The organism is Massiliimalia timonensis, from assembly GCF_900186585.1.
GTDB classification, from domain to species: Bacteria; Bacillota; Clostridia; order Oscillospirales; family Ruminococcaceae; genus Massiliimalia; species Massiliimalia timonensis.
In genome coordinates this window covers 522,379-534,257 of record NZ_FYDD01000004.1, presented here as the reverse complement: position 1 = coordinate 534,257, position 11,879 = coordinate 522,379, and the positions used below count along the sequence as shown (strand labels likewise).

At 47.8% G+C, this 11,879-nt stretch carries 11 protein-coding genes; 2 read left to right on the top strand and 9 right to left on the bottom strand.

Features of this window, described 5'->3' with window-relative positions:
- Window positions 1-72: 72 nt before the first annotated feature.
- From CIB36_RS10355 to CIB36_RS10315, 9 genes are all read right to left on the bottom strand, one after another.
- On the bottom strand, window positions 73-1,056 hold the full coding sequence (locus tag CIB36_RS10355; RefSeq protein WP_093989479.1) for a biotin--[acetyl-CoA-carboxylase] ligase: 984 nt from the start codon (window positions 1,054-1,056) through the stop codon (window positions 73-75).
- A gap of 37 nt (window positions 1,057-1,093) precedes the next feature.
- Window positions 1,094-2,155, bottom strand: coding sequence for a glycosyltransferase family 2 protein (locus CIB36_RS10350; RefSeq protein ID WP_093989478.1), 1,062 nt, complete (start codon window positions 2,153-2,155; stop codon window positions 1,094-1,096).
- A gap of 12 nt (window positions 2,156-2,167) precedes the next feature.
- Window positions 2,168-3,277, bottom strand: a complete 1,110-nt coding sequence (glf, locus tag CIB36_RS10345) for a UDP-galactopyranose mutase (protein WP_093989477.1) — start codon at window positions 3,275-3,277, stop codon at window positions 2,168-2,170.
- A gap of 156 nt (window positions 3,278-3,433) precedes the next feature.
- Window positions 3,434-4,288 carry a carbohydrate ABC transporter permease gene (locus tag CIB36_RS10340; RefSeq protein ID WP_093989476.1) on the bottom strand — a complete coding sequence of 285 codons (855 nt, stop codon included), beginning with the start codon at window positions 4,286-4,288 and terminating at the stop codon, window positions 3,434-3,436.
- Window positions 4,289-4,305: 17 nt separating this feature from the next.
- Window positions 4,306-5,217: a carbohydrate ABC transporter permease gene (locus CIB36_RS10335; protein WP_093989475.1), complete on the bottom strand. Its 912-nt coding sequence runs from the start codon at window positions 5,215-5,217 to the stop codon at window positions 4,306-4,308.
- A 135-nt stretch (window positions 5,218-5,352) separates the two neighbouring features.
- Window positions 5,353-6,708: an ABC transporter substrate-binding protein gene (locus CIB36_RS10330; protein ID WP_158662663.1), complete on the bottom strand. Its 1,356-nt coding sequence runs from the start codon at window positions 6,706-6,708 to the stop codon at window positions 5,353-5,355.
- 408 nt (window positions 6,709-7,116) lie between these two features.
- Window positions 7,117-8,079 (bottom strand): zinc-dependent alcohol dehydrogenase, encoded by a 963-nt coding sequence (locus CIB36_RS10325; protein ID WP_093989473.1) that lies wholly within the window; start codon window positions 8,077-8,079, stop codon window positions 7,117-7,119.
- The gene (locus tag CIB36_RS10320) at window positions 8,076-8,987 is read right to left on the bottom strand and encodes a ribokinase (RefSeq protein WP_093989472.1); all 912 of its coding nucleotides are present in this window, start codon (window positions 8,985-8,987) and stop codon (window positions 8,076-8,078) included. Before CIB36_RS10320 ends, CIB36_RS10325 begins: the two co-directional genes overlap by 4 nt.
- A complete protein-coding gene (locus CIB36_RS10315; RefSeq protein WP_093989471.1) occupies window positions 8,988-10,025 on the bottom strand; it encodes a LacI family DNA-binding transcriptional regulator in 1,038 nt (345 codons plus the stop codon).
- Between the two features lie 379 nt (window positions 10,026-10,404).
- Here CIB36_RS10315 and CIB36_RS10310 point away from each other — a divergent pair, with 379 nt between their 5' ends.
- Both CIB36_RS10310 and rbsD read left to right on the top strand, forming a co-directional pair.
- Window positions 10,405-11,421 (top strand): LacI family DNA-binding transcriptional regulator, encoded by a 1,017-nt coding sequence (locus tag CIB36_RS10310; protein WP_093989470.1) that lies wholly within the window; start codon window positions 10,405-10,407, stop codon window positions 11,419-11,421.
- Between the two features lie 42 nt (window positions 11,422-11,463).
- Entirely contained in the window at window positions 11,464-11,859 is a 396-nt protein-coding gene (gene rbsD / locus CIB36_RS10305) for a D-ribose pyranase (RefSeq protein WP_093989469.1), read from the top strand.
- Window positions 11,860-11,879: the final 20 nt, after the last annotated feature.

Here is an 11,879-nt window from a genome sequence, read left to right as displayed (position 1 = left end):
AACAGATAGGATTTAAAATAGCAATATTTAATTTACAACTTTATCAGAGAAACTCAGTAAAAAGCAAAAGTTTTACCATTTTATTTTCAATTCGCCGCTGTAGATCACTGATTTTGATTTCCCGTTTTCCTGAATCAGAAGTCCTCCGTCTTCTGTTACATCCAGCACCTTGGCATTCACCGTCTGCTTCGGGAAAAGAATAGATACCTCCTTCCCCAAAAAGCCCAAATGCTTCCGATACTGAGCAATCAGCTCCTTGCGGTTTGTACGGTACCAGCCAGCCTGAAGCAGCCGATCCAGATATTTTAAAATTAGAACCGCAAGTTTCTCTCGGTTCCAGCTTTTTCCCGTAATCTGATACAGGGAACAGGCGATCTCCTGCAATTCGTCCGGAAACCCATGGTGGTTTAAATTAAAGCCGATCCCTACCACCACCGACTGCACCCGGCCGGTTTCCGTTTCCAACAGGCTTTCTGTTAAAATACCGCAGATCTTTTTGCGCTCCCAAACAAGGTCGTTAGGCCACTTCACCTGCAAGCTGATCCCGCACAGTTCCTCAACTGCCTGCAAAACACTGAACGACGCAGTCAGAGTCAGCAGCGGAAGATCCTTCAAATGAATGTCCGGCTTTAAGATAACGCTCAGGTAAACGCCCTCCTCGGTGGGGGAATAAAAATGCCGGTAAAGACGCCCTTTCCCGTGCATCTGCCGCTTTGCCAGAATCACGGCGCCGTCATGGCCGGGCTGCTCCGCCATCTGTTTCGCATAGGAATTGGTAGAGTCCACCTGCTCCAGCACCAAAATTTCATTTCCAATATATTGGCCTTCGCATTTCTGCCTCAGCCATTCGGCTGATATAAAACCGCCCTTCGGCTCCTGCAGCGCATAGCCCTTCCGAGTGACTGCCTTGACTTCGTATCCGTCCTCCCGCAGCGCATTCACCGCTTTCCAGACCGCGGCACGGGAAACGCCGAGGCGCTCGCTGATCTCCTCGCCTGATATGAACTGGCCGGCGTTTCTAAGCAGCAGCTCTAAAATAGTGTCTTTGGTTTTCATCGTATCCTCCTTGATACGGCAAAAGCCGACAGAATGATCACCTGCCGGCCTTTAGCTTTGCAAACATCTTTACATTTTTGGTCTTGACCCATGAAATGACTTTCCCTTCGTAATAGCAAAGCGTCACGTTTTTCCAGCGCACCGGAAGCAGCATCAGCTTCATGTAGGCCGAACGGGGCCTTGCTGTTTTTAAAGCTTCGCTGACACGGGGATTCCGAATGATCTCACGAATCGCGGCGCGGCATCCTTTCCGGTCCAAAGTACAGTTTACGTTCGTCACATTTTCAAGGCAGCCAATGACCCGTTCTATGTACCGGCGCGACACCATTTCCATACTTGGCTCATTGCTGACCTGCCAATGGCCATACAGGTCCAGCATCCAACTGTGCTCTTCCTCCCGCTTGGGATACAGGTCGTCACGGTAACGCGCGGTTTCCGACTCTGCCCGTGCCCGCATAAAATGATAGTATTTCTTTGACGTGACAACTACCCTTTCCACTTCCCGGATCACCATTAGGTTGAAGGGAAAATCGTCCATCCAAGTCTGCGGGAACCGCAGACCGTTGTCTAACAAATATTGAGACAAAAACAGCTTGTTCCAAGGAGTGTACAGCAGATTTTTGTCAAACAACTGGTATGCGTTCTCCCGGAACTCCCGCTGGGTCTGAAACACCCGGTCCGGGCAGGACAGTTCTGTGGTGACATATTCCGTATCATTATAATAGGTTTCAATGTAAAACCCTGCTACTACCAGCTGGGCATGGTGTTCTTCCGCAAGGCGGTACATATCCTCCAGCATGGTTGGCTCCGCCCAGTCGTCTGAATCCATAAAGTACATGTATTTTCCCCGCGCCCGGTCGATCGCCAGGTTCCTTGCACTGGGCGCCCCGCCGTTTTCCTTATGGAACACCTGAATGCGCGGGTCTTTCTGCGCATATTCGTCGCAGATCTTCCCGCTCTGGTCCGGCGTCCCGTCATCGACGATCAAAAATTCAAATTCTTTCAAGGTTTGATTTTGGATGCTTTCGATCGCCTTTCCCACAAACTGTTCTACATTATATACCGGCATGATTACGCTGATCTTAATCTCCTGTGCCATGCTATCCTCCGTTTACTTGACCATCCCAAATTCTTTTTTCGCCGCTGTGAGGGCTGAAAAGACCACAGCATCCATATCATAGTAACGATACTCTGCCAGCCGTCCCCCAAATAAGACATTGTTTTCTTTTTCTGCCAGCTCCTTATATTTCTGATACAGCTTCTGGTTCCTTTCGTCATTCACCGGATAATACGGCTCCATCCCCAGTTTCCACTCGCTGGGATATTCCCTGCTGATCACCGTTTTGGGCTGTGTTCCAAAGGCAAAATGCTTGTGCTCAATGATCCGGGTATAAGGCGTTTCTCGATCGGTATAGTTGACGACAGCTACCCCTTGGAAATTATCCGTGTCCAACACCTCGGTTTCAAAACGCAGGCTTCGGTATTCCAAGGCGCCGTAACAGTAATCAAAATAAGAGTCGATCGTACCGGTGTACACCACCCGCTCCGCCTGGCTGGTCCATCTTTCCCGGTCCTGTAAAAAATCTGTTTCCAGAATGATGTCGCAGCCCTCAAACAGCTTTTCAAACAGAGCGTTATACCCCTCGACGGGGATGCCCTGATGCGGGTCGTTAAAATAATTGTTGTCAAAGGTGTACCGCACCGGAAGCCGGCGAATAATAAAGGCCGGCAGATCTTTGCAGTCTCGTCCCCACTGTTTTTCTGTGTACCCTTTCACCAACTTGGTATAAATATCCTTTCCCACCAGCCGGATGGCCTGCTCTTCCAAATTCCTTGGCTCCCCGGTGATTGCGGCGCACTGCGCTTCTATTTTTTCTTTTGCCTCTTTCGGGGTGTTTACCCCCCACATCGCATGGAATGTATTCATATTAAAGGGCATATTATACAGTTCCCCACGGTAGTTGGCGACTGGGGAATTGATATAGTGATTAAACGTTACAAACCGGTTGACATAATCCCAAACCCTATCATGATGCGTGTGGAAAATATGCGCCCCATAGGTATGGACGTCGATCCCCTCCACAACGTCGCACGCCACATTCCCGCCGATTTTTGCACGGCGTTCCACCACCAGGCATGTTTTCCCGTTTTGTACTGCCTGCTGTGCAAAAACGCCCCCGAAAAGGCCCGCGCCGACAATTAAATAATCATAGGATGCCATACGCTTCTCCTTTGTTTTTAATCTTAGTATTCCGGTATTGCTTTCCAATTATTATAGCATAGCCCTATCCCCATTGCAAGGCGGGCGTTGTCATAAACAATAAGGGCAGGGGAAAATCCCCCTGCCCTCTGTTTTGGGTTATCTTATTAGGATTGTCTATCCCTTTACAGCGCCGGCTGCCATTCCTTTGATCAGATATTTCTGCGCGATCAGCAGGAAAATCAAGGTTGGCACTGTTGCAACGCTGGACGCCGCCATCAGCGCCGGCCAGTCACTGGTAAACTGCATTACGAACTTTTGCAGGCCGATCGTCATGGTCTGCACGCCGTCCGTCCGCAAGAAGATGCTTGCCAAAGTGTATTCGCCCCATGCATTGATAAAGGTAAAGATCCCAACGGTCGAGATCCCAGGCATAGAGATCGGAAGCACGACCCTTAAAAAGGCGGTAAATTGGTTGCAGCCGTCCATCATGGCCGCTTCTTCGATGTCAAACGGGATCGTGTCGAAAAAGCCTTTCGTCATCCAAATGGAGAACGGCAGGTTGATCGCAGTGTAAGCGATCATAACAGAATAGATCGTATCCACTAAATGCAGGGAATTAAAAATCACAAACAGCGGAATTAGCATCAGCATTGCCGGGAACATCTGCAGCAGCAGGACAAAGATCCCATACAGGTTAAAGACCGTCCCGCGGAAACGGGAGATCGCATACCCGGCGCATACCGCCAGTGCAATACAGCAAACTGTGACAGTGACAGAAACGATCGCACTGTTTAAGATATTGACCGGGAAACTTGTTTTGGTAAGCACCCGGATAAAGGAATCAAATTTTAATTCTGACGGGAACAGCGCGGTAGAACTTAGCGCCTCCGATTTCCCCTTGAAAGCAGTACCTAGCATTGAGATAAATGGAAGGTTCACTAAAAACACGATGATGATCAAAGCGGCATAAGTCAGCACATCAAGGGTAACTTTCTTTTTGTTTACTTTCTGCCGAAATTTTTTACTCATAAATCCCCCTCCATTCCTTATTCATATTTATCCCGGTTGCTCAATACTTTCATATACAGCATTGCAACAACCAACAAAACTACCAGCATGATCGTGGCGATCGCCGAAGCATAACCGATATTACTGCGGATAAACGCCGTATAGTAAGAGAGGATCGGCAGTGTATAGGTGAAATTCATCGGGCCGCCGCGTGTCAGCAGATAGATATTTTCAAAGTTATTGAAGGTCCACAGGAACATTAAAATCGTGGAGATCATACTGACCGATTTTAGAGAAGGCAGTGTGATGTACCAGAATTTTTTGAAGAATCCAGCCCCGTCAATGGAAGCAGATTCATACAGATCAGCCGAGATCCCCTGAAGCCCAGCCAGCAAAACGATCATCATAAACGGGAAGGATTTCCATGCCCCAGTAAAAATGACTGTGATCTTTGCCAGATCTGCATCTGCCAAAAACAGGATCGGTTCTTTGATGATATGCAGGTTTTGTAGCGTTCGATTCACAAAGCCAAGCTGGTCGTTTAACAGCCACAGCCAGTTAGTGGTCGCTACAACTGACGGGATGACCCACGGAATCAAGATCAGCATCCGGAAAATACCGCGCCCTTTAATGTCCCGGTTTAAAAGCATTGCAAAACATAGCCCTAAGATATAGGCTACGATCACAACAAAGATCGTGTAAATAAATGAAAATGCCAGCGTACTATAAAATTCAGAGTCTTTTGTTAAGATCTCGATAAAATTATCAAGCCCTGCAAAGGCCCGCTTTTTAGGTCTTAGCAGGTTATAGTCCTGAAAGCCTAAAATGATACCGTTTATTAACGGGTACAGGCTGACCAAAGCTATTAAAACGCTGGCGGGAATCAGCAATATGTATCCTAAACGTTTATTTTTCAGAGCAGTTGTTTTGTGGGATTTATTTTTACTCATTACAGTTACCACCTCTATGACTTAGCCTTAGCAGCTATCCCATTTCCTAATAAAAATGTTTGTTCCCCTGCCTGAAGTCCCCAGACAGGGGAACAGCTACCTAACTATGATGATTGCAGTGTCCAAAATCAGGTCTTATTCTTCATCGTAATCCGCGCCGTAATCTTCGATCGCGGTCGCAATCAGGTCATTGGTTTCTTTCTGGATTTTTTCGTAATCAGTATCGCCGGTAATAACAGCCTGCAGCGCTTTACCCGGATAATCTTCGCCCTCGATCTGAGAGAACGCCGGGAACAGCGCCGGAGCCGGCCAGCTCTGAGGAACTGCGACAGGAACTACTTTTTCCGAGAATTCTTTGGTGTACCATGTATCAGAGAAGAATTTGTCCGTCTGCAGGTCGGCGCGTGCCGGAAGCTGGCTGCATCCGCCTTCTGTGAACAGGGTCAGTTCGTTTTCGATCCAGTATTTGATGAATGCACGGCACGCATCAGGGGCATCGCTTTGCGTGTAAGCCATAATGGAGTTGATCCATGTGTAGTAACGTGCGTCGCCGCCGCTTGGTCCCGCCATTGCCGGAAGCACAGAGGAGTTTGCGGCAACGTCTTCATAATCGATGGTCGCAGTCGGCATTCCGTTGAACCAGATCGCCGCTGTTCCAGAACAGTACATTTTCTCTGCGTCCGCCGATTTATAGCTGGCGGTCCCTTCAGAAATATATCCGTTGGAAGCTAACTCGTGAAGGAATTCCAAGGCTTCTGTTACATTTTTACTGGTAAAGTCCGCTTCAACATTCTCGTTGGTGAACCCGGTGCCGTTCTGCATCAGGAACATCATCATGGTCTGGGTGCTCATCTGGTCAGCGCCGCCAAATACAAACGGAACAATATCCGGGTTCCATTCTTTCAGCTTTTTGCAGACATCTAAAAACTCTTCCCAGGTCGTAGGCAGTTCTGTAATACCAGCCTGTTCAAAGTAATCGGTACGGTATGTGAGGCCGCGCGGGTCAAGTGCCCATGGCAGGCCGGTCAATTCCCCGTCATAGGTCAGCATGTCAAGGCTGCCTTCCGGGAACTGGTTGACAATATCATTGCCTTCTTCGTTCCACTGGTCAACGATCGGCTGCAAGTCCAAAATCTCTCCCATCAGCGCATACTGCAATGGCTGGGTAGAAGCGCCTGTGCTGGTGTCCGGTGCTGCGCCGGAAGTAATTGCCGTCAGGAATGTCTGATAAAAGTTATCCCAAGGCGTCATCTGTAGCTCAACGGTAATGTTTTGGTCATTGCTGGAGTTGAAATTTTCAACGATCTTTTTAGCCGCCGCCTCATAGGTATCTGCCGGCCCGTTCACCATTTCCCAGTGGGTAATGGTAGTCGCTTTCCCAGCATCTCCAGTATTGGCGTTACCGCTTGTTTCATTGTCTGTTTTGCCGCAACCGGCCAATAGCCCAACCAATAAAACAGCTGTCAAGGAACCTGCTAAAATTTTTTTCATACTGATATACCTCCTAATATAATAGATTCCAAATTTCCACAAGATTCGGCAAGATTTGCTGCTGAAATTTGCACGATAGCAACAAACCTGATCGCCAAATCCTGCTTCCAAACACATGTGATAAAGGGCTTTTCGCGATTAGCTAAATCGTTTTACTCGAATCAATGTAGTCATTATAATGAGGAAACTTTGTTTCGTAAAGTTAAAAAACTGGTAACAATTTCCGTTTTTGGTTGTGCAAAATATACAATATTCAAGATAAATTATAGTGTTTTTCGATTAAAAAATGCGTTTCTTCAAAAAAGTTTCATGTTTTTGTTCCTTTTGCGCAAAAAAACAAAAAAGGTATAGCGGATATTTTATCCGCCATACCTTTTCATAAAGGAGAAGATTTTTTACCAAATTTATTTAAAAGGTGATAACGCCTTTCATATATCCATCCTCTTTGCTGATGGATTTCAGGAATACCGGTTCAGCATCGTGATAATCCGCTACATGGGTGACCAGTTTTCCGGGCTGATATACCCCGCGTTTGATCAGTTCGCAGGTGCGCGGGATCATTTCGCGGAAATGCGCGTTGGAGTTCGGGGAAAGATTGTAAACAGTGACCCCGCTCAAATGCCAATGGGTACCGTCAAAGGTTTCTTCATGACGGTGCCAGGAACCCAGCACAAATTTTCCCGCATCATGCAAAATCAGTTTGTCTGCCAGCGCATAAGCGGAATCTGTTGCCCCAAAATCAATCACAACATCTACGCCGCCTTCGGCTACCAGTTTCTCGATATGTGCTTTTCCTTCTTCCGAATCCGGGTCAAAGCAATAGGTCGGGTTGTATTCTTTCGCCATAGCCAAACGGTCTGCCCGCTTTTCAAAGACGGTGATCTCGCCCATTGGATAAGCCTGAAGGCCCATCAGGGTCAAAAGACCCATGTACCCGGCGCCTACTAATGCCACTTTATCACCGGGCTGGATATTGGTGATCGCCAGCAAATTGACAACGCACACAGTGGGTTCCGCGACCCACGAAACATAATCGGTAGTATCATCCGGGATTTTTGCCACACAGTCGCTGTCCACATTAAAATACTGGTTCATCATGTCGTTGCTGCCGCTTGCGCAGAATACCTTGTCGCCCGGCTTCACGTTTTTAACGCCAGCCCCGGCCTTTACCACAACGCCTGCCGCCTCATGGCCGATCATGTACGGGATCGGTCCCGGCGCGCTGATTCCCTGATAAAGGTATGAATCCCACGCGCAGACGCCGCATGCCTTGGTTTCGATTTGAACTTGATTGTACTCCGGGTCTGGAACGTCAATGGTCCGGATCTCGATCTTGTTTGGTTCTACGACCCAAATTCCTTCTGATTTCATAATGATTCCTCCTGTTTATGTAATTTAATAAATTGGATCACTTCTTCTAAAGCGGGGATAGAAATCGCCGCCCCTTTTGCCGATACCGCGATGGAGGAAGCAGCCGAAGCCAGCTGCAAGGCAGACTGCGGCGTTTCTCCGCGGGCTATGCTGCCCAAGAAAAATCCGGTAAAGGTATCCCCCGCCGCTGTTGTGTCCACAACAGGCACCGGATATATCCCATGCTCTGCCACAAGCCCCTGCTCCTGATAGCGCACGCCCTGTTTCCCCAAAGTTAAGATGATCTTCAAATCAGGGTACCGGCGCAGCAATTCAGCCGAAATTTGCTCCGGTTCGCTTTGTCCTGTCAGCTCTTCCCCTTCGATTTCATTGATAAACAGCCATGTCACCTTTGACAGGTCGCAGGATTGGATAGATGCGTCGATCGGGGAAGGGTTAAACGCGACCTGAAGCCCTGCCTGAAAAGCCTTTTCAATCAACATAGCCGTGGCGTTCGTTTCATTCTGCGTCACTAGAATATCTCCCGCCTCAAATGTAGAGAGGATCTCATTGATGTCCTCTTCCGAAATGTCCGCATTGGCCCCCTGGTACAGGATGATGCTGTTCTGTCCCTGGGCGTCTACCTGGATCGTAGCCCGCCCGGTCCGGCATTCCGATGGCAGTACATACTGGCTGTCCACCCCGGCTTCCTGCAAAAAACGGGTCAGCAGATGTCCGTCCTCCCCGATTTTTCCGGCCAAATAGGTTTGTGCCCCTGCGCGGACAAACGCCACACACTGGTTTAATCCCTTGCCTCCCGGAAAGGATTGGTATTGCAGCGGATGAATGGTTTCCCCTGGTCTTACAAAATGTTCTACCGTGTATACGTCGTCAATATTCAAAGAGCCAAAAACAAGTATTTTGGGCATTTAAGCTTCCTCCTCTATCGTCTTTTTGGGTGGCGCCGAACTTTTCCGGATCATCAGTTCCGGTTGAAATACCAGGCTTTCCTTTTCTGCCTCTTCACCGGAGATCACCCCCAGCAAAGTATTTACAGCCTCGCTCCCCATCTGGTATGCCGGCTGTGCAACAGTGGTCAGAGGGACCTCCAGCATTTCAGAGAAGGTAACGTCGTCAAAGCCAACAACGGACAGGTCTTCCGGTATTTTTAAATTTTGCTGGCGCGCAGCACGGTATACCCCGTAAGACATCATATCATTGCAGGCCAGGATCGCCGTCGCCCCTTCCTCCAGCAAATGCTGTGACAGCCGGTACCCCGAATCGGCATGATAGTCGCCTTCCGCGACCAGTTCGGACCGGAACGGCACAGAAAATTCCTGTATCGCACGGATATATCCAAACAACCTTTGCTTAGAAGACTGCGACCCCATAGGGCCGGTAATGCAGCCGATCCTCCTATGTCCCAGCTTTAGCAAGTGCTTGGCAGCCAAATACCCGCCCTGTTCATTATCACTGGAAACAGACAGCAGGGGAAGTTCCTTTACGATCCGGTCTACCAATACCACCGGCTTGTCAAAATGGCGCAGCAGTTCATAGCATTCTGCCGCTTTATTGTGCGTGGAGTTCACTGCCATAGCAAAGATAATGCCATCTACCCCGCGTTCCAGCAGAACATTCGTATAGTCAATATCTTTTTTGGGGTTATCATTGGAATTGCACAGTATCATGCTGTACCCCTGTTTTTGACAGGCTACCTCCGCCCCTTTAGAGATCTCCGCAAAAAATCCGTTTGTAATATCCGGAATGATCAGGCCAATGGTGTTGGTCTTTTTTTTGATCAGACCTACAGCCAGTTGATTGGGATGGTAGTTCATCTCCCGCGCGGTATCCAAAATTTTCTGCCTGGTCTGGTCTGAAATGCGGTGCGGCTTATTATTCAGCACTAGCGACACTGTGGATACTGACAGTCCGGTTTTTCGTGCTATGTCCTTAATGGTTACACGCATGCCCGCGTTCCTTTCCTGTGATCATGCAGAGGAGTACCCCCCCTGCTAAATTATTTTCCCAAAAACAGCTGCCAAAACATTACACCTGTCTGGGAAAGCATATTTTTAAAATAGTGCAGGGGATACGCCTTGTCAATCGCTTTTTAAAAAATAACTTTCATTTTAAAAAAGATTGTAAAACCTCAATAAATTTGACCTTTATAATTTAAAGAGAATTCCGGTTTACGAAACGAAGTTTCTTATTTATAATAGCTGTATCCCAAATAGGTAAAACGATTTAGCTAATCAATTACTCTAATCTTTACATTCTTGTCAACAACCTAACAAAACTTCTTACAACACAATCAATAGATTCTACCCATGGGAAGGGGCGAATATCATGAAGGTAACATTGGATGATATCGCCAGAATGGCTAATGTATCGAAAGCAACGGTTTCGCGGGTGTTAAATCACAGTACCAGCGGAGTTGGCGAAGAAACGCGGCGGCGTGTCCAAGCTGTGATCGACGAGTTGGAATATCGTCCTAATCTGCTGGCACGCGGGATTTCGATTTCCAAAACAAAAACACTGGGCGTGATCGTACCGGATATTTCCAATCAATTTTTCGCAACACTGGTCCAGCAGATCGAAAGCTATGCCTTTGAAAAAAAATATACCGTACTGGTCTGTACCACGGACAATCTTCCTGAAAAGGAGGAACGCTGCATTGCAGTGATGATCACGAAGCATGTAGACGGCGTGATCCTGGCTTCGGCCGTCTCGGAACAAATAGAGGGACATCTACGGTTTCAAAAATACGGCATTCCCTGTGTAATGGTAGACCGGAAGATCCAAACCCAAAGTGAGTTGAGCGGCGGCGTTTATGTGGATAATGAATATGCTTTTTTCCTTGCTACTGAACAACTGATCCAAAGCGGCAATCACAAAATCGCATTTTTATCAGGCCCAGTCGGCGCCGCAACATCCAAAGAGCGAATCGAAGGATACCATTACGCTTTACAGGCACACAAAATCGAAGCGCTGCCCCAGCTAATGTGCATTGGCAAGCACAGCATCCAATCTGGCTATAACTGTGTGATGCAGATGCATCAGGACCAGATCCCCTTTACTGCCGTACTTGCAAGCAGCGACGTAATCGCGCTTGGAGAGGTTCAGGCTTTGAAAGAGCTGGGGATCAGGATCCCGGAAGAGGTCGAAGTGATCGGTTTTGACAACATCGAATTTGGCGCCTTACTGGATCCTCCGCTCACCACCATTGAACAGCCGATCGCTGAACTGGCAAGAAGATCTGTCGCCATGCTGTTAGAGTTGATCAGTAATATAGTGTTAAAAGAAAAGAACATCCGTCTAGAGCCCAAACTGATTTATCGAAAAACTACAAAAACCAGATACTAATCTCTGGTTTCACACAAATTCAAACGAAAAGAGTGGATGTGTATGAAGAAAAGTGGTATTTTAAATCCAGAGCTATGCGCTGTGATAGCCGGGATCGGGCATACAGAATTTCTGGTGATCGCTGATCCGGGGCTGCCGATTCCGAAGGGAGTCCCAGTGATCGACCTGTCCTTAGTTAGGGATATCCCAAAATTCATGGATGTACTGGAGGCAGTAAAAGAAGAACTTGTGATCGAGTCCTTCTTTATAGCGACAGAGATCAAAACCCAGAGCAAAAATCTTTATCAGCAGATTCGTCAGTCCCTGCCCGGGCTGCCTGAATCAGAGCTCTGCCATGAAGAGTTTAAACGGAAGCTCGCGCAGGCCAAAGCAGTAATCCGAACCGGGGAAACCACTTCATATGCCAATATTGCGCTGGTAGCCGGCGTCAACTTTTAAACCATTACATATAACGGCTT